Origin of the sequence: Chitinophaga sp. NPDC101104, assembly GCF_050277495.1 — a bacterium.
Lineage (GTDB): Bacteria > Bacteroidota > Bacteroidia > Chitinophagales > Chitinophagaceae > Chitinophaga.
Genome location: NZ_JBNNSF010000001.1, coordinates 2,624,146 through 2,641,234, shown reverse-complemented (window position 1 = coordinate 2,641,234; position 17,089 = coordinate 2,624,146). Strand labels below are relative to the sequence as shown.

Below are 17,089 nucleotides of genomic sequence, written 5' to 3'. Positions count from 1 at the left end.
AATTTATCTGTTAAATTGACGCTGGAAACACTACAAATTGAATTACAGTTTACTTAAACAACTGATCGATCTGACGGAGGCGTATGAGCAATCAAGCGGTAATGGGAAGGGTGATATCAAGGATTTCGTGCGATGGTTGCGGGAAGGCGATTCGCCGGAAACGGTCAGGACCACGGACCATTACAGCGACGACCACGTACCCGGTCTGATCAGCAAACTGCTGGTGTATATGCACCGGTACGCCAAACTGTATTTCAAGCGTGCCCTGGAAAGCAGGCCTATTCAATCGATGGACGAGTTCGGCTACATGGTTTCCCTGCTACAGTACGGCCCCATGAACAAGACGGCCCTCATCCAGCAGAACATCCAGGAAAAACCGACGGGCATGGAAATCATCAACCGGCTCGTGAAACTGGGCTTCATCGAGGAAACGCCCGACCCGGGAGACAAGCGCAGCAAACTCATCCAGGTAAGCGGCGCCGGCCAGCAGATGATGGGCGAGCTCTTCGGCGATATGGACAAGATTTCGCGGCTCATCCTCGGCGATCTCCTCCCCCGCGAGCAATACCGCCTTCTCGAAATGCTCGAACGGCTCCACTGCTTCCATAAACCCATTTTCCAGGACGATCTCCAGACGCTCGACGATCTGCTCGACAAAAAATCGTCATGATCCCTGATCAATTGTTATCTTGTCGCCTCAACCATTCCTGTACCGGATGAGCAAAGGGGCTTTCCTGTCGATCGTATGTATGCTCTGTTGCTGGCTTTCTACTGCCGGCCAGTCCGTTTTCCGTGTGCTGGAAGACAGCTCCCGCCAGCTATCGCCCGCTGCGGTGCTGGACGCCTGGAACGAAGGGCGCTTCCGGCCCCTGGAGCCTGCCTATCTCAATCCCGGCTACACCACATCGCATTTCTGGATCGCCGTTTCCGCGCCCGACGTGGCTTTTGCGGACAACAAGCTCCTCGTGCTCGACAATCCGCACATCAACCGGCTCGAGTGGTATGGTTCGGGTCAACGGTCCATGCGGCTGATCGCCCTCACCGGCGATTACTTTCCCTTCCGCCAGCGGCCCCTTATCCATCCTTCGTTCGTGTTCAGGTTCAACAACGGGCCCGGATTGTATTTCCTCAAAATCGACAAGCACCACGAATCCTTGCAGGCGCCGCTGCGGCTGGCCGACAGTACCCCGTTCCTCGCAGAGCAGGAAAGCATTGCCCTGGTGAACGGTATTTTGACGGGGATCGTGCTGCTGATCGTGCTATTCGGCGCATTCCTCTATGTGAACACGAAAGACGTGGTGTATGGCTGGTACGCGCTCTATGTGCTGAGCACCCTGGGCTGGATATGGTCGAACAACGGACTGGGCTTCCAGCATCTGTGGCCGGACTCGGCGTATTTCCCCAGCCGCTCGAGAGTAGTGTTCGTGCTGTTCAATTTCATTTTCACCGTTCAGTTTTTGAAAGTATTTACCGGACTGGGGCAACGCGGAAGCCGGTTGCGGCAGCCTCTGCTGTTTGCGCAGGGCGTTTGGATGGCCATGCTCGTGGCTACGCTCTGGCCCATCGATTACCAGCGGTACGCGATGGCCACCATGGTAATTTTACGCGCGCTGCCGTTCTTTTCGCTCGCGGCACTGGGGCTTATGGTGGCGGGCCTGATCTATAAAGCGGCCAAAGGGAACCGTCCATCGCTGATTTACCTCGCCGCCGTGTCCGTATTGCTGTTTTTCGCGGTGATGGAAGACCTGTTCCACCTGGGCAAAGTGAAACTCCCCGTTTTCTTCGCGCATTACGGATTGTTTGCCGGGATCGTGCTGGAAATGATCATCATCACTTTCGGCCTCGCCGCGCGGTTTTCGCGCTACCGGAAAGAAAAGGAAACGCTGCTGGCGGCGATGCACGATCAGCAGAAGCAATTGACGGATACGATCGTGACGGTGGAGGAAAATGAAAGGAAAGAACTGGCGGACAGGCTGCACGACGAAATCGGATCCCTCCTCGCCCTCGCCTCCCTCCAGCTCGACGCGGCGAAAGGCAACCCGCTTTCCGGCGCCGAGCCGGTAGACCGTGCCAGCGGCATCATCCGCGAAATCAGCGAAACCGTGCGCAATATCAGCCACCAGCTCACGCCGGTGGCCATGGAGAAATACGGACTGGTAAAGGCCGTGACGGACCTGACATCCACCGCCAACGCATCCGGCCGCATCCGCATCGAGCTGGTGATCATCGGGTTCGGGGACGACGCGCAATATTCCCGGAATTTCAAGAATATATTATACCGCATCATACAGGAACTCCTGCAAAACGTGCTGCGCCATGCCGAAGCGGGGCATGTGCTCATCCAGCTCATCGAGCACGACGATCATTGCGCCCTGCTGGTGGAAGACGACGGCAAAGGCATTTCCGGCGACCTGTCAGACCCTCGCCTGCTGCGCAGCATCCGTTCCAAAGTGAGCTACCTCGAAGGTGTGGTCCATATAGAAAACCAAAATCAGACCGGCGCGCTGATCAACATCGAGCTGCCGCTGCCGAAATTGCATTGAACATATGTCCGAATTGAGACTTCTTATAGCCGACGACCATCAGCTTCTCATCGACGGGATGCTGTCGCTGCTCCGCGAAGCGGGCGGTTACACCCTGCTGGAGCCCGTTAACGATGGCCGCGCACTGCTCGAAAAACTGGCGGCGACGCCCGTAGACGTCATCCTCCTCGATCTCAACATGCCGCACCTCGACGGCATCCGCGCCCTTGAAAAAATCAGGCGGCTCTATCCCAAAGTACGCATCCTCGTACTGACCAACTATAACCAGCCGCAGCTGGTGGCAGAAGTGCGCAAGCTGGGCGCGAACGGTTACCTGCTCAAAAATGCGTCGGCCAGCGAATTGCAGCAGGTGATCCGGCACATCGCCGACGGCGGCGAGTGGTTCGCAGATGTAGAAGCGGAAGAAGAACCGCTCCCATCTTACTTCCTGGACGAATTCATGAAGAAATACCACCTTACCAAAAGGGAAGTCGAAATTATCCGGATGGTGGGCAGCGAGCTGACGAGCAAGGAGATCGGTTCCCGGCTGTCTATCAGCGAATTCACGGTCAATACCCACCGCAAGAATATCATGCGCAAGCTGGAGGTCCGCAACATCGCGGGCATCCTAAATTTCGCCAGAACGCACGGTTTATTGTAACATCCGGACGATTTCCATACAGGCGCGACTGTTATGGCAAGGCCCTTTCGAGAATCCGGCTTTTTCTTCCGGGATGGGCGTGTTGTCCCGGTTTACGCCCCAGCGCCATTCGCCAAGCTCGCGGTCGAGGATGTAATTTTCTATGAACTGCCAGGTGTCTGCCGCCTGCGTGAGATATTTCTCGTTCCCGCTCACCTGCCAGGCGTTTACGAGCCCTACCATCGCTTCGGCCTGCGGCCACCAGCGTTTCTCTTCCACGACGTGTTTCGTTTCCAGGTCCGCTTTGTACCACATGCCGCCGTCGGTATCCATGCCTTCGAGTGCCGCGTCCGTGAGCTGCAGGGCGGCTTCGCGGGTGCGCTGGATGAGGGTTTCATCGCCCAGGGCTTCGGCTGCCCGCTGGAGTTGCCAGGCGGCCTGGATATCTTTCCCGTAGGAAACGAGGTTGCCTTCGGGCTTCCATTCCGCGTCGAAATACAGGTGGAGGTGATGCGTGGCGGGATCGATGATCTTATCGAGGAAAAGTTGGATAAGGTCGTGGAGGTGATGGCGGAGGGTATCGTCTTGCCAGACCGCGAAAAGCGCCGTGAAGCCTTCGAGGATGTGCAGTTGGTCGTACACCGATTTGATATCCGGTTTTTCCGGCTGCCAGTCGCGCGAGCAAGCGCCGGTGTAGCCACCTCGGACGGGGTCGTGGGCATAGAGTTGCAGCAGGCTGTAAATGCCTTTGGCGAGGTTGAGGTTTTCGGTGGAAGGGCGCAGCTGTTGCCAGGTGGCGAGCGCGTACAGGGCGATGCCCATGGCGTGGGGTTCCTTTTTGGGGTCCTGGCACCGGCCGGCGTAATCGGTGTCCCACACTACGCCGCCGAATTCGGGGTCTATGCAATATTGCCGGAACCAGCTGTGGGCGCGTTCTGCCGCGGCGAGCCATTCTGCCCGCCCGGTCTGCAGCGCGCCGGCGGAAAAGCTCTGCAGGATGCGCGCCATGGGCACGGAGCCTTTGATGGCGAAGGGGTCCGGCTTTCCGTCGGCCGACATCTTCCCATAAAACCCGCCGAAGCGGTGGTCCGTCATTTCCCGGTCCCAAAATCCAAGAATGTTATCTCTTTCCCGTTCGAGTGATTGCCTGAGGGTTGTTTGCATCATTTCCATAGCTGATTAATGACCGGGCGGTTGCAGCCTGGTGGCGGCGAGCCTGCGCCCCGTTTCCAGCTCGCGGATGAAGGGCAGCCCGTTTTGGAGGTAGAGCCGCTCGCTTTGGTCCAGGTAATTGTCGAGCTGAAAGAACATCGCCGCGCGGTTGGCGCCCAGCACCTTGATCATGCGGCGATAGTAGCGGGATTGCAGGTCCACGAATTCGCGGTCGTTTTTAAGGATGTTTTTGGTGAGATTGTGTAACAGGGGCTCGTCGAGCAGCTCGTACTTTTCGTTGTAATCCCGCAGCAAGACGCTGCGCATCTGCGCGATGGGCATTTTTTCTTCCGCATAGGCGTAGAAGGTTTCGAGGAAAGCGGGCTGTTCGCCGCGGCCCACGCGGAGCATTTCGGTAAATACCGCTTCGCGGGTGCGGCCGAAGAGGCGGAATACCACGTCTTCGGTGAGCGGAACGTTGGCCGAGGCCGTGTCCTGCCCGAAAAGGGAAGCACTGCTGAGGAGTGCGCCCAAAAGTGTCGTCAACATCAAATTGCTCATACCACAGTTTTTAAGCACCGGAACAGCCGGCGCCATTTTACCAAATGGGGATTCCTGACGGGGGCGATGATGGAGGGGTAGAAATTCATCCATACGCAAAATGTTGAAGACAACGGCGGGCTACTGTAATACAACAACGGAAAGGGTCGTGTTGTTGTAAAAGGATGTGGAATGAAGGAAAAGATATCTTCTAACTTTCCCGTGCTTTTTTGGACAAAAGTCAAGGAAAAGGAAGAAAGAATGAATGGTGTCCCGAAAAGCATGCAATAAAGGAGAAATCCTCCAAAACACGCGCCAATACTAAATTTCACTATTTTTGCAGTTGTTTTAAAAAGCACCAAAATATGCGGAAAGGATTTATTATCAGCGCGGTCATCGCACTCGCCGGCACCTTCCTCCTCGGCTGGTTCGCCAGCCCCTGGTGGTACGTGGCCACGGCGGCCCTGGCCGGTTTGACAGTGATGGGAATCAACGACATGATGCAGACGAGACATTCCATTATGCGCACCTACCCTGTCTTCGGGCGGATGCGTTACTGGATGGAAGCACTCCGCCCCAAAATGTACCAGTATTTCGTGGAGTCCGATATCGATGGCCGGCCCATCAACCGGATCGACCGCTCCACCATTTACCAGCGTGCCAAACAGGAAATGGACACCATGCCCTTCGGTACGCAGCTCGATGTGTATGAAGAAGGTTACGAATGGATGAGCCATTCCATCGCCCCGAAAGATTTTCATAAACTGACCCATAACCCGCGCGTGACGATCGGGAACAAGGACTGCAAGCAGCCTTACGACGCCAGCATCTTCAACGTGTCGGCCATGAGCTTCGGCTCGCTGAGCAGCAACGCCATCGAGGCGCTCAACGCCGGCGCGAAAATCGGCGGCTTCGCCCATAATACCGGCGAGGGCGGCATCAGCCCCTATCACCTCAAGCACGAAGGCGATATCATCTGGCAGATCGGCACGGGTTATTTCGGCTGCCGCGACGATGAAGGGAAATTCTCCGACGAGGTGTTCCAGCAGAACGCCCTGAAGCCTCAGATCAAAATGATCGAACTGAAGCTGAGCCAGGGAGCCAAGCCCGGTCACGGCGGCATCCTCCCGGCGAAAAAGAACACCCCGGAGATCGCGGCGATCCGCCACGTGAAACCCGGCACCACCATCTATTCTCCCCCGTTCCACACGGCATTCAATAACCCGAAAGAGCTGGTGCTGTTCATCCACCGCATGCGCGAGCTTTCCGGCGGCAAACCCACCGGCTTCAAATTGTGCATCGGCCGGAAAAGCGAATTCATCGGCATCTGTAAAGCCATGATCGAGCTGGACATTTACCCCGACTTCATTACCGTAGACGGCGGCGAAGGCGGTACCGGCGCGGCTCCCCAGGAGTTCAGCAACCACGTGGGCGCACCGCTGCTCGACGGCCTTGCCTTCGTGCACAATATGCTCAACGGGTTCAATATCCGCCAGCATATCAAAATCATCGCTTCCGGCAAGATCCTTTCGGGCTGGCACCTCGTGCGCGCCGTAGCCCTCGGGGCAGACGCCTGCAACAGCGCCCGTGCCATGATGATGGCCCTCGGCTGCATCCAGGCCCTGCAATGTAATTCCAACAAATGCCCGACCGGCGTGGCCACGCAAGACCCCGCCCTGTCTGTAGGGCTCGTGGTGTCCGACAAAAAGCAACGCGTCGCCAATTACCATGAAGACACCCTCAAGACGTTCGTGGAACTGATCGGCGCCGCCGGGATCGACGACTACAAAAAGCTCACCCGCTCCCATATCTACCGCCGCGTCTTCATGAACGAAGTGCGCACGTTCGAAGATATCTTCCCGAGCCTGGAGCCCAACTGCATGCGCGAAAACCGCATCCCGGAAAAATATAAACAGGACTACGAACAGGCGTTCGCAGACCGCTGGGCATAAACCGGCCGTTTACCCGCCCAAAAAGCCGCTCCTTTTCCCGGAGCGGCTTTTTTATTTCACCCTTTCCCGCCTTCCCCGCATCAATTATCAGCAACCCGACCTGCCAATTTTTTCGTATATTCATTGAGTATCAACCAAATCACACTGCAGCGCACATAATGTAAAATTTTAATATATTTATATCCCAACATTTGCATACCAGCATGAAAGTGAACGACCGATTTATTTGGGCAGTTGAAATGCTCCATATCGACCCGGATGACCATATCCTCGAGATCGGCTGCGGCCATGGCATCGCTGTGTCTTTGATCGCTCCCCGGCTGAAAACCGGTTCCATTACGGCGGTAGACAGTTCCCGCGCCATGATCGACAAGGCCCTGCGGAAAAACGAGGGGCTGGACGCCGATTTTATCCATCAATCATTCAGTGAAACCGCGCTGGGCGACCAGCGGTACGACAAGATTTTCGCCTTTAACGTGAACATTTTCCTGAACGATGCGGAGAAGGAATTATCGCTCATCCGCGGGTACCTGGCGCCTTTGGGCGCGCTGTACGTGTTCCACCAGCCGCCGCCGGCATCGGGGATGGAAGTGGTGCAGGGCTTTGCGGACCGGATCGCCGGCGGGCTCGAAAGAGGCGGGTACGTGGTGCGGGACGTGCTGTTCAAGAAACTGGCGCCTTCCCCCTGCGTCTGTGTCATCTCACAGCCTTCCCCCACACCCTGAGGGAATTTGCCTACCTTTGTGGCCGCATGAAATTCGAACAATACCGCATCTCCGAAGAGCTGAAGCGCAGCCTGGAAGACCTGGGCTTCAAAAAGCCTACTGATATTCAATATAAAGCCATTCCGTCTATCCTCAAGGGAGACGATGTGCTGGCCATCGCCCAGACCGGCACGGGTAAAACGGCCGCGTTCGCCATTCCCGTCATCCAACTCATGCAGCAGCGCCACCGTTCCGAGCGTACCCGCGGCGAAGTGAAATGCCTCGTGATGGTACCCACCCGCGAACTGGCCATCCAGATCGCGGACGTGTTCAAGCAGCTCGGGAAATATACGCCCGTAGACATCCTCGGCGTTGTTGGCGGGGTAGACATGGAAGCACAGGTCAAAAAACTGAAAAAGGGGGTAGACATCCTCATCGCTACGCCGGGGCGGATGTTCGACCTCCGCGCACAGGGGCACCTCGATCTTTCGCACGTACAGATGCTGATCCTGGACGAGGCCGACCATATGCTCGACCTCGGTTTCATCCGCGATATCCGTGACGTTATCAGGCATATCCCCCGCAATCACCAGACGTTGTTCTTTTCCGCAACGATCGACGAGCATATCAAGGACCTTGCCTACTCGGTGGTCCGCAATCCCATCCGTATCCAGATCTCGCCCGAAGATCCCGTGTCCAAAAACGTGAGCCATGCCGTGGCCTGGGTGGACATGGACGATAAACGCTTTTTCCTCGAACGCCTCGTGCGCGAGTTCCCCGAAAAGAAGATCCTCGTGTTCGTCCGCACCAAAGTGCGCGCAGAACGCGTTGTGGCGGCCATGGAGCGCGTCGGCATCAAAAGTCTCGCCATGCACGGCGGCAAGGAGCAGGACGACCGCCTGTCTGTCATGGCCGAATTCCGGAAAGGCGACGTCAAACTGCTCATTACCACTGACGTGAACGCCCGCGGGATCGATATCCCCAACGTAGACTACGTGGTGAATTACGACCTGCCCGAAGACCCCGAAAGCTACGTGCACCGCATCGGCCGTACGGGCCGGGGCGTCCAGAAAGGCCAGGCCATCAGCTTCTGCAGCAAGGAGGAAAAACCCCTGCTCGACGCCATCCAGGAATATATCGGCAAGCCCGTCCGGGAAATGACCATTTCCAAATCCGACTACGACGCTACCATCAAATTCTCCGAAGACGTGCCGAATGAAAACGTGGAATTGCTGATCCAGCAACACGAAGCGGAAATGAAAGCCGCAAAAAGGAAAAAGAAAAAGAAGTAATTGCTTATTTTGGAAGCCGATCTACTCTTTACATTATGAAAAAACTCTGGATCGGCCTCCTGGCCTGCATCACGCTTACCGCTTCCTCTCCCGCCACCGCGCCCGGCGACGGCGAATGGATGTCGCTGTTCAACGGCAAGAACCTGAAAAACTGGATCGTCAAAATCCACCATCACCCCGTCGGCAAGAACTTCGGGAATACTTTCCGCGTGAAAGACGGTGTCATCCAGGTGCGGTACGACCAGTACGGCGGGAATTTCAACGAGCAATACGGCCATCTGTATTATAAAACGCCTTTTTCCCATTACCACCTGCAGCTGGAGTATCGCTTCCGCGACCCCTGGGAAAAAACGGCGCCTTCCTACACCATCCTCAACAGCGGATTGATGTTCCATTCGCAGGACCCGCGTACCATGCCCGTGGAGCAGGACTGGCCCATTTCGGTGGAAATGCAGTTCCTGGCGGGATTGGGCGACGGGCAGCCGCGGCCTACAGGCAACATGTGCTCGCCCGGTACCAACATCGTATATGAAGGCAAATTCGATACGCGGCATTGCATCGACTCCAAATCAAAAACCTACGGGAAAGACGAATGGGTGAAAGCGGAGCTGATCGTTTACGGCGATTCCCTCATCCAGCACGTCATCAACGGCGATACGGTGCTGCAATACAGCAAGCCCTCCATCGGCGGCGGTGTGGCCAACCGGTACGATCCCAAACAGAAGATAGACGGTAAAGCCCTCACTTCCGGGTTCGTGGCCCTTCAAAGCGAAGGCCAGCCGATCGATTTCCGGAACATCCGCATCAAAAAACTGCCGGGCAACAAATAACCGTCAGCTTCTGATCTCCCTTCGCATAAACAGGAAATAAGACAGGGCAAAACAAGCCATGGTGGCGGCGATGAGACCGGTCACCTGCGGCCAGACGATCATGAGGCTCTCCCGGAACGATAGTGGCGCAGGGATCGCACCGGCCATCTGCTCCATCGTCAACGGGCCGAGGCTCCTTACGGAAGGCATGAGCAATGTGGTGGCCGCATCGCTGTACATCTGGCTGGGCGCCACGCGCAACAGCGACAGGAACATGTTGTTGAAAGATATGGCCCCCGCCTCCGACAGAAACCGCGGGTCCGGCACCAGCGCCCCCATCACCATGTTCACGATGATCTGGTAGAACACCGTGAAAAACAGCCAGATACCGATGGCCGTGAGCGCCGATGTAGCAGCATGCCGGAATAAAACCGACAGGCATATCGATAGGCTGAGCCAGAAGCCTACGTACACGATATTGAGCGCTACGAACGCCAGTATCCGTAACCACTCCGCCCCTTCGGGCCTTACGCCCGTCAGCAGCATGCCGCCACCCGCCATCAATAACACCAGGGACAGGAACAGCACGCCCACTACGAGCAATGCCGCATAAAACTTCGCCAGCAGCAGGTTGTCGCGGTACAAGGGCTGCGCTACCAGGCGCACGAGCGTGCCATTGTTACGCTCGGCGTTGATGGCGTCGAAACCCAGGGAAATGCCCAGCAGCGGGCCCAGGAAGCTCATGAGCACATGGAATGCCGGTAATGTATTGTCTGTAGACGTCAACAGCTTGAGGTATACGAATGTATGGTCGGGGTCGCTGAAGTTGGTGACCGCCTGTTTGATGTTGCCAAGTGAAATGTAAAGGGCGCCAACGAACGTGAGCAGGATCAGCGCCAGCATGATGTAAAACCGCCAGCTACGGATATAATCGCCTACTTCCTTCCTTACGATCACCTGGAACGGCGTGGCGATGGGCGCCACCCGCGTGGCGCTGCGATCAAGCCATGCGAAAATATTTGCCATGTCAGGAATGTTTATTTGATTGATTATCGAAAAAACGCGCGTAGATATCGTCGAGCCCGTACGATTTCCGCTGCACGCCGGTGATGCCGATCCCCAGGCCCACCAGCAGCTGCACGATTTCCGGCGTTATTTCCGTGCTGCAGGTAATGCCGATCGAATGTTCCTCAACGGTAACATCCTCGATGCCCTCCAGATCCCGCAACGCCGCCTCCACGGAAGGCTGACCGGTCAGGCTTTCCCGCGAAGTAACGGTTACCAGGCAAGGCTCCTGGCCAAACAGCTTCCCGGAAATGGAAGCGATATCGCCTTCCATGCGAAGCTTGCCTTCCACGAAAATGCCGACGCGGTCGCACACTTGTTGCATGTGATGGAGGTGATGGGAGGAAAGCAGTACCGTGAGCCCCTGCTGCCGGCTAAGACGGCGCACCAGGTCGAGGAATTCCTGGATGCCGCCGGGATCGATGCCGAGGGTGGGCTCGTCGAGGATCATCACCTCCGGCCCCCGCACAAGAATGTCTGCTAGGCCCAGCCGCTGCTTCATCCCGCGGGAATAAGCGCCGGTTTTCTTGTGCATCACGTCCGCCAGCCCTACCAGCTCCATCGTTTGCTGTGCCCGGCCAATGATCTCCTGCTCCGCGATCCCGTTGAGGCGGCCGATGAGCTGCAGGTTCTCCAGCGCCGTGAGGTTATCGTAAAAACCAACGCTATCGGGCATGTAGCCGACTTTTCGCTTCACGGCCACCGGGTTGCGCGTGGCATCGATCCCGCATACCGTGGCTTTGCCTGCCGAGGGTTCAGACAATCCCAGCATCATCAGGATGGTAGTGGTTTTACCGGCGCCGTTCGGGCCGATCAGGCCGAAGATCTCCCCCCGCCCGATCGACAGCGTAAGGCCGTCTACCGCCTTCTGCCGGCCGTAGTACTTCGTCAGCCCCTCCAGCTCAATTACAGGATGTTCCATAACGCTTATCTTCTTCCGTATTTACGAATCAGGTAATACACGATGCCCAGTGACAGCAGGATCACGAGGATGCCCAGCCAGCCCGACAGCAGGGAGGTTTTTACCGTCATCCGGAATGTGGCGGTAGCGTTGGCCGCATCGTTCTTAGCCGTGAAATTCGTCACATAATCGCCGGCAATGGTTTTATCCGGCACAGTGAGCACAGCGATGAGGGTTTTGGTCTGTCCCGGCTCCAGCCTTTCGATCTTCGAAGGCTCAAACGTGGCGCTCCAGCTAACAGGCGACTGCGCGGAAAGCTCCAGGCCTTCCAGCGGCAGCGTACCGGTGTTTTTCACTGTCATTTCGATGCGTTTCGCCGAGCCTTCCGTGATATCGTCGCTCAGCCGGCCCGTAGGCGTCGAAAGCTCCAGGCCATAGTTCCCTTTCACGACGGCTTCCAACTCCAACCGGAGGGTGTCGTTATCGCCGACGGCCACTACCGGCACTTTGTACTTACCGGGTTTTGCGGCGGGGGCGGCAGTGATCTCTACGGAAATTTCCTGGATACGCCCCGAATCGAGCCGCAGGCCCGCCACCTGGCTGCCGTCTACGCGGAAAACGCCCGACCAGCCAGCCGGTACCATGGCGCCGAGCTCATAGACCTGCGTACGACCGCTGCCGTTACTCAACGTAGCACTGTACCGGAAAGGCTCTTTCGCGGAAGATTCCAGGTTCATGAGGCGGACGGTGAACGTGTTTTTGCCTTTTGGCTTGCCCGTTTGCGCACGGACTTTAGCGGTGGAAGCGGCCATCAGGACCGAAAAACCAAGCAGGGCCATGCAACGGGCCCTCAGAAGAAGTTGCGCTGACATAGAAAAACAAGTAACTATTAAATAATGGTTGACAATAGACAATATCATCCGTTCCCCGCCGGGCGGGAACGGCACAATCACCATAAACGGCGTGATGCCCCGTATCAGGTTAGCTTACCTGAGGGCGGCGAATATTGGGAAATGAAAAAAGGCGTATGCGCTTTAGGAGGAGAAGCGGGAAAAATAAGCGGGCTGGCTGTTTGCGAATGGCTTGTCGCGGTTGCGTCGTGTAACTTGCTTTGTAGTGAATCGCTGGTCTTGATTTCGTTTGTCATACTAAATGAAATTGAATGTGTCAGAGACAAGTTCATGTAGAAAATCTGTCGGTCCCGGAACAATCCCATTGGAGTTGCCATGCAGGATTAAATTTTTGACAATGCGGCAAATTAGAAATTGAAATGTTATAAGAAAGTTAAAACCGGGCCCATCATGCAAAAAAATAGCCGGCAATGATTTGCCGGCCCCACTTCCTTACCCTTTTCGGGTATATGTCCATTCTATTTAAGCGAGTTGTTGGGCTACGGGCGCACGTTCCGCGGCGAAGAACTTCGCCACTTCGGCCCAGGTATCGTAGCGCTTGTAGTCCTGGTAATTGACGTTGTGGGGAGCGGTGAACAGGAGCCGCTCGCCTTCGAAGTAGCGGAGGTTTTTATCGTAATCGTCGATCATGTAATCCGCTTTTACGATGGTTTTAAGACCGCAGAACACGATGTTTTTCCAGCTGATGAAAGGGAAATGTTCCTTCAGCCAGTCGATCTTCTCTACGAGCGACTGCGGGAATTCCACCGCCGCCGAAACGATGAACACTTCATAATGTTCCATCAGTTCCAGGATCACGCGCTGGCTGCCTTCCATTACCGGCGCCGTGCGGAAAAAACCGGGGGTATGGAGGAAATGATGCACAATCCCTTCCTGCGGGAAACCCGTCGTTTCCGGCACCCCGTTCAGCTGCTCCTTGGTTACCCGCTCGCCCGTGCGCTCGAAGTACCAGTCGCAATAATGCTGGTTCAGGTCCGCCATAACTCCATCCATGTCGATTGCGATACGTTTCTTTGCCATATTCTGCTATTTACTGCAAAATTATGCAACTTTAATCAAATTAAAAATCCAATTATTGCTATTTATCGCATAAATTCGCATAAAACCGCAGGAATATGTTGAAAGAAGAAAGGCTGGATTACATCCTGAAAAAGCTCAAAGCCGACCAGAAAGTGCTGCAAACGGAGCTGAGCACGGATTTGCAGGTGTCTGAGGACACGGTCCGCCGCGACCTGGAGTCCCTCGCACAAAGCGGCCTCCTTATCAAGGTGCGGGGCGGTGCGATTCCCCATTCTCCCAATCCTTATTCTTTCAAGGAACGTACCCTTTTCCATACAGACGACAAGCTCCTCATGGCCCAAAAAGCCTTGGGCCTGCTGCACAACGGGCAGACGGTCATCCTCGATGGCGGCACGTCTACCCTGTCGCTCGTCAAGATATTCCCGCCGGAACTGCAATTGACCGTCATTACCAACAGCGTTCCCATCGCGGCGCAACTGATCGAGCATCCTCAAACGCAGGTCATTTTAACAGGCGGGCGGGTCAATAAAAACGCGCAAACCGCCGGCGGACAGGAAACCATGCGCATGTTGCGCCGCGTCCGGGCCGACCTTTGTTTCCTCGGCGTTTGCAGCCTCCACCCCATCCTCGGCGTAACGGGCATGAACATGGAAGAAGCGGAAGTGAAAACCACGATGGTAGAGTGCGCCAGCCATGTGGTAGCACTGGCTACCGGCGATAAAATGGGCACGGCGGAACCCTATAAAGTGTGCGACATCACCGATCTGGATACCATAATTACGGACAATGCCGAGCTGGAATTCCTGGAAGCTTACCGGGAGCAGGGCATCAGGGTGGTGTGATGGTTTCCGTACCTTTCTTTTCGATCATCTGGCCTTTTGTCTCCATTTCCACCTGTTCCACCCACACCGCATAATCGTTCGGGTAGATCCGTTCGCCTTTCTTTTGCACGTATTGCCGGGTGAATTCCGCGCCGAAATACAGGATCGCGGAGGAATAGTACACCCATATGAGCAGGATCACCAGCGACCCCGCGGCACCGTACGTTGTCCCGATTTTGCTGGAGCCCAGGTATAGCCCGATGCCGCTTTTCCCGATCATGAACAGCAATGCCGTCACCATCGCGCCCACCCAAACATGCCGCCATTTCACCTTCGCATCCGGCAAAACCTTGAAAATAACCGCAAAAAGCGCGGAAATCACGATGAAAGTGAATAGTAGGTTGACAATGTACACGGCCACAACCGTTACGTCAGGGAAAAGTGTGGTCAGCCGGTCCATCAGCACCTCGATAAGGCCATGCAGCACGAGCGACACTACCAGCACAAATCCGAGGCTGGCCACCAGCGAGAAGGAAAGCAACCGTGTGAGGAGGATTTTCAACAGTCCGCGCCCCTTCCGCGGCTTGGCTTTCAAGCGCCAGATCAGGTTGATCGAGTCCTGGATTTCCGTGAAAACACCCGTGGCGCCTATGATCAGCGTCGCGAAACCGATGATGGTAGACCAGCCTACGTCGGGCGAAAGGTAGGAATTGGCCACCACGTCCTGAATCTGCGAAGCCGCCGAAGCGCCCACCAGATCGCGCAGCTGGCCGTAAAGATTGCCTTCCAGCGCCTCCCGTCCCAGGAAAATATCACTGAAAAACAGGATGATGATCAACATCGGGGCAATGGAAAACACGGTGGAATATGCTAGCGAAGCGCTCATTTTCAATACTTTATCGTCCATAAAGTCGCTACCCGAACATTTGAGCAGCTCCCAGCCGTGGCGGATGATGAAAGGTTTTTCCATACTGCCCATAACACAAAAAGAAGGCCATGGGTTAAAAAAAGGCCGTCCCCCGGAAGAGGGACGGCTGTCTCTGGAATTGAGTATATATCAACAATAAACAAGGCGGAATTAATTCCCCTGTCCAAAGGCCGGACTGTTCTTATCGAACCAGAGGCGTTGCGCCGCCAGCGTGGTAGCGGTCCGGTCGTTGGGCGTGAAGCCCTGTTCCTGCTGTGCTTTCAGCCAGTTTTCGTTGTTCGTGCCGAGGGCGGGCTCATCCAGCGCGTAGCGGCGCGGAATTGGCTCGTTCCACGCGTTACGGGGGTAAAAGGCCGAATTGTTTTTCGGGTACCCGGTACGGCGGCAGAATGTGAACGCTTCGTTGGCGAGGCGGTAGAAATTCAGGTATTCCTGGATGTAAATCCGTTCCAGATCGTTCACCCCGTTGAATTTCACGTTGGGATGGTTCAGGTACGCAGCCACCTGCGCATTCCCGTCGCCCGAAAGCCCTGTAGTGCTTTCCGCGGCCACTGCGATGGCGTTCATGGTGCGGAGCGACGATTCCACACCGCGCTTATACCAGTCCTCTGCAGAACCTTTCGTATCAAAACCCGTCCCATGGCCTTTCTGGATCAATTCAGCGATGTAGAAACAGGTTTCGGCGCGGGTCACCATATAATCGAGCAGGCGGCCGGTGGTATTGCTCCCATATCGCGGCGCAAAGAATTTCTTGTTGATGAAACCGATGAGCCGCCATTTGTTGTTGCCGCCGGCATCGAAGGTGGATTTGTACCAGGTGGCTTTCACGGGGTCGGTGGTCCAGTCTGCGGGACCGCCCTGCCATCGGACCATCGGGTCGTTCACGTTAATAAACGCGGGCAATGTTTTGCCGTATTTGGTCAGCGTGTCTTTGAAGCTCCCTACCAGGTCGTTCGGCGTGAAGTAAATGGGCAAACGCGGATCGTTGGTGGATTTGAGGAAGTTGATGATAGACGAAGTGCCGAAGCGCGGGCTGCGGTAATCGATATCGTTGCCGATGGGGTTCCAGGTGGGGCGGTCGTATTTGAACTGCGACTCGTCCGTATCGATGGGCCCCGCGGCGCTTGTCATCACTTCGCGGAACACGCGCTTGGTGACGTTGACGTCTGCCTTTTCGTACCGCACGGCGATGCGGAGCTTCAGCGTGTTGGCGAGCTTGGCCCAGTGCTGCCAGTTGTTGGCGTAATACAGGTCCGACTGCCCGAACCCGATCTGGTTGGCGGCAGGCTGGCCGAGGGTGTCGATAGCGAGGGAGAGCTCCTGGAGCCAGGTGTCGAACAGGGCTTTCTGGTTGTCGTATGCCGGCCGGAGCTCGCCGGTATAGCGGGCCTGCATAGCCTGTGTATACGGCAGGGAGCCGTTCATGTCCGTCGTTTTCAGCGCCTGGAGGATGCCCAGCACGTAGGTAGCCGCGCGGATGTTGCGGTACCGGTCCCGGTCGGGCAGGCCGCTGCTGTAGCGGCGTATTTCCACGAGATTGGGCAGCACGTTATTATACAGCACACGGTAGCGGCTGTTGACGTTGTTGGACAGTTCATAAGGGTCTGTGGTGAGGTGCTGGGTGAAGCGCAACAGCTGCTCCAGGTTTTCCCACACCCATTCCGTGCCCTGATAATTTTCCACGCTCTCACAGGAATAGGCGAAGAGCGCGGCCACATCGGGCGTGGTCACAACGCTGGGATCGGTGTTGATGTCCGCGAAATCCTTCTTGCAGGAAGCGGAAAAAAGCGCGGCGGCCGATATGATGGAAAGGATCGTTAACTTTTTCATGT

The 17,089-nt window shown here is 56.0% G+C and carries 16 protein-coding genes; 8 read left to right on the top strand and 8 right to left on the bottom strand.

Going from position 1 to position 17,089, the window contains the following annotated elements:
* The first annotated feature begins 37 nt into the window (after positions 1-37).
* The 3 genes from ACQKLP_RS10520 to ACQKLP_RS10510 are packed head-to-tail and all read left to right on the top strand — an operon-like array spanning position 38 to position 3,183.
* Positions 38-670 carry a MarR family winged helix-turn-helix transcriptional regulator gene (locus ACQKLP_RS10520; protein ID WP_427322668.1) on the top strand — a complete coding sequence of 211 codons (633 nt, stop codon included), beginning with the start codon at positions 38-40 and terminating at the stop codon, positions 668-670.
* Positions 671-689: 19 nt separating this feature from the next.
* On the top strand, positions 690-2,543 hold the full coding sequence (locus tag ACQKLP_RS10515; protein WP_427322666.1) for a sensor histidine kinase: 1,854 nt from the start codon (positions 690-692) through the stop codon (positions 2,541-2,543).
* Between the two features lie 4 nt (positions 2,544-2,547).
* Entirely contained in the window at positions 2,548-3,183 is a 636-nt protein-coding gene (locus ACQKLP_RS10510; protein WP_427322664.1) for a response regulator, read from the top strand.
* Here ACQKLP_RS10510 and ACQKLP_RS10505 read toward each other — a convergent pair.
* The gene (locus ACQKLP_RS10505) at positions 3,175-4,329 is read right to left on the bottom strand and encodes an AGE family epimerase/isomerase (RefSeq protein ID WP_427322662.1); all 1,155 of its coding nucleotides are present in this window, start codon (positions 4,327-4,329) and stop codon (positions 3,175-3,177) included. The genes ACQKLP_RS10510 and ACQKLP_RS10505 overlap by 9 nt on opposite strands.
* A 12-nt stretch (positions 4,330-4,341) precedes the next feature.
* Complete coding sequence (locus ACQKLP_RS10500) at positions 4,342-4,875, bottom strand: hypothetical protein (protein ID WP_427322660.1); 534 nt, start codon at positions 4,873-4,875, stop codon at positions 4,342-4,344.
* 344 nt (positions 4,876-5,219) lie between these two features.
* On the opposite strand from ACQKLP_RS10500, the gene ACQKLP_RS10495 reads away from it, so the two are divergent.
* The 4 genes from ACQKLP_RS10495 to ACQKLP_RS10480 all read left to right on the top strand — a co-directional run bounded on the left by ACQKLP_RS10495 (position 5,220) and on the right by ACQKLP_RS10480 (position 9,632).
* Positions 5,220-6,806: a glutamate synthase-related protein gene (locus ACQKLP_RS10495; RefSeq protein ID WP_427322658.1), complete on the top strand. Its 1,587-nt coding sequence runs from the start codon at positions 5,220-5,222 to the stop codon at positions 6,804-6,806.
* Positions 6,807-6,997: 191 nt separating this feature from the next.
* A complete protein-coding gene (locus tag ACQKLP_RS10490) occupies positions 6,998-7,531 on the top strand; it encodes a class I SAM-dependent methyltransferase (RefSeq protein ID WP_427322656.1) in 534 nt (177 codons plus the stop codon).
* Positions 7,532-7,557: 26 nt separating this feature from the next.
* Positions 7,558-8,802, top strand: coding sequence for a DEAD/DEAH box helicase (locus tag ACQKLP_RS10485; protein WP_427322654.1), 1,245 nt, complete (start codon positions 7,558-7,560; stop codon positions 8,800-8,802).
* Between the two features lie 35 nt (positions 8,803-8,837).
* Positions 8,838-9,632: a 3-keto-disaccharide hydrolase gene (locus tag ACQKLP_RS10480; RefSeq protein ID WP_427322652.1), complete on the top strand. Its 795-nt coding sequence runs from the start codon at positions 8,838-8,840 to the stop codon at positions 9,630-9,632.
* 3 nt (positions 9,633-9,635) lie between these two features.
* On the opposite strand, the gene ACQKLP_RS10475 is transcribed toward ACQKLP_RS10480, so the two are convergent.
* The 4 genes from ACQKLP_RS10475 to ACQKLP_RS10460 form a co-directional block, all read right to left on the bottom strand.
* Complete coding sequence (locus ACQKLP_RS10475) at positions 9,636-10,637, bottom strand: ABC transporter permease (RefSeq protein WP_427322650.1); 1,002 nt, start codon at positions 10,635-10,637, stop codon at positions 9,636-9,638.
* Between the two features lies 1 nt (position 10,638).
* Positions 10,639-11,598, bottom strand: a complete 960-nt coding sequence (locus ACQKLP_RS10470) for an ABC transporter ATP-binding protein (protein WP_427322648.1) — start codon at positions 11,596-11,598, stop codon at positions 10,639-10,641.
* Positions 11,599-11,603: 5 nt separating this feature from the next.
* Complete coding sequence (locus tag ACQKLP_RS10465) at positions 11,604-12,449, bottom strand: NEW3 domain-containing protein (protein ID WP_427322646.1); 846 nt, start codon at positions 12,447-12,449, stop codon at positions 11,604-11,606.
* Positions 12,450-12,950: 501 nt separating this feature from the next.
* Positions 12,951-13,508 carry a 5' nucleotidase, NT5C type gene (locus tag ACQKLP_RS10460; RefSeq protein ID WP_427322644.1) on the bottom strand — a complete coding sequence of 186 codons (558 nt, stop codon included), beginning with the start codon at positions 13,506-13,508 and terminating at the stop codon, positions 12,951-12,953.
* Positions 13,509-13,603: 95 nt separating this feature from the next.
* Between ACQKLP_RS10460 and ACQKLP_RS10455 the strand changes: the two genes are divergently transcribed.
* On the top strand, positions 13,604-14,350 hold the full coding sequence (locus ACQKLP_RS10455; RefSeq protein ID WP_427322642.1) for a DeoR/GlpR family DNA-binding transcription regulator: 747 nt from the start codon (positions 13,604-13,606) through the stop codon (positions 14,348-14,350).
* Here the strand turns inward: ACQKLP_RS10455 and ACQKLP_RS10450 are convergent.
* Both ACQKLP_RS10450 and ACQKLP_RS10445 read right to left on the bottom strand, forming a co-directional pair.
* Positions 14,337-15,299 (bottom strand): YihY/virulence factor BrkB family protein, encoded by a 963-nt coding sequence (locus ACQKLP_RS10450; RefSeq protein ID WP_427322640.1) that lies wholly within the window; start codon positions 15,297-15,299, stop codon positions 14,337-14,339. The two genes, ACQKLP_RS10455 and ACQKLP_RS10450, sit on opposite strands and share 14 nt — an antisense overlap.
* Positions 15,300-15,407: 108 nt before the next feature.
* On the bottom strand, positions 15,408-17,087 hold the full coding sequence (locus tag ACQKLP_RS10445) for a SusD/RagB family nutrient-binding outer membrane lipoprotein (protein ID WP_427322638.1): 1,680 nt from the start codon (positions 17,085-17,087) through the stop codon (positions 15,408-15,410).
* Positions 17,088-17,089: the final 2 nt, after the last annotated feature.

Bases quoted from the DNA above. Each gene is read 5' to 3' on its own strand.
- ACQKLP_RS10495 (WP_427322658.1), top strand. From the start codon at position 5,220: ATGCGGAAAGGATTTATTATCAGCGCGGTCATCGCACTCGCCGGCACC.
- ACQKLP_RS10505 (WP_427322662.1), bottom strand. From the start codon at position 4,329: ATGATGCAAACAACCCTCAGGCAATCACTCGAACGGGAAAGAGATAAC.
- ACQKLP_RS10500 (WP_427322660.1), bottom strand. From the start codon at position 4,875: ATGAGCAATTTGATGTTGACGACACTTTTGGGCGCACTCCTCAGCAGT.
- ACQKLP_RS10460 (WP_427322644.1), bottom strand. From the start codon at position 13,508: ATGGCAAAGAAACGTATCGCAATCGACATGGATGGAGTTATGGCGGAC.
- ACQKLP_RS10475 (WP_427322650.1), bottom strand. From the start codon at position 10,637: ATGGCAAATATTTTCGCATGGCTTGATCGCAGCGCCACGCGGGTGGCG.
- ACQKLP_RS10455 (WP_427322642.1), top strand. From the start codon at position 13,604: ATGTTGAAAGAAGAAAGGCTGGATTACATCCTGAAAAAGCTCAAAGCC.
- ACQKLP_RS10445 (WP_427322638.1), bottom strand. From the start codon at position 17,087: ATGAAAAAGTTAACGATCCTTTCCATCATATCGGCCGCCGCGCTTTTT.
- ACQKLP_RS10450 (WP_427322640.1), bottom strand. From the start codon at position 15,299: ATGGAAAAACCTTTCATCATCCGCCACGGCTGGGAGCTGCTCAAATGT.
- ACQKLP_RS10480 (WP_427322652.1), top strand. From the start codon at position 8,838: ATGAAAAAACTCTGGATCGGCCTCCTGGCCTGCATCACGCTTACCGCT.
- ACQKLP_RS10485 (WP_427322654.1), top strand. From the start codon at position 7,558: ATGAAATTCGAACAATACCGCATCTCCGAAGAGCTGAAGCGCAGCCTG.
- ACQKLP_RS10470 (WP_427322648.1), bottom strand. From the start codon at position 11,598: ATGGAACATCCTGTAATTGAGCTGGAGGGGCTGACGAAGTACTACGGC.
- ACQKLP_RS10465 (WP_427322646.1), bottom strand. From the start codon at position 12,449: ATGTCAGCGCAACTTCTTCTGAGGGCCCGTTGCATGGCCCTGCTTGGT.
- ACQKLP_RS10510 (WP_427322664.1), top strand. From the start codon at position 2,548: ATGTCCGAATTGAGACTTCTTATAGCCGACGACCATCAGCTTCTCATC.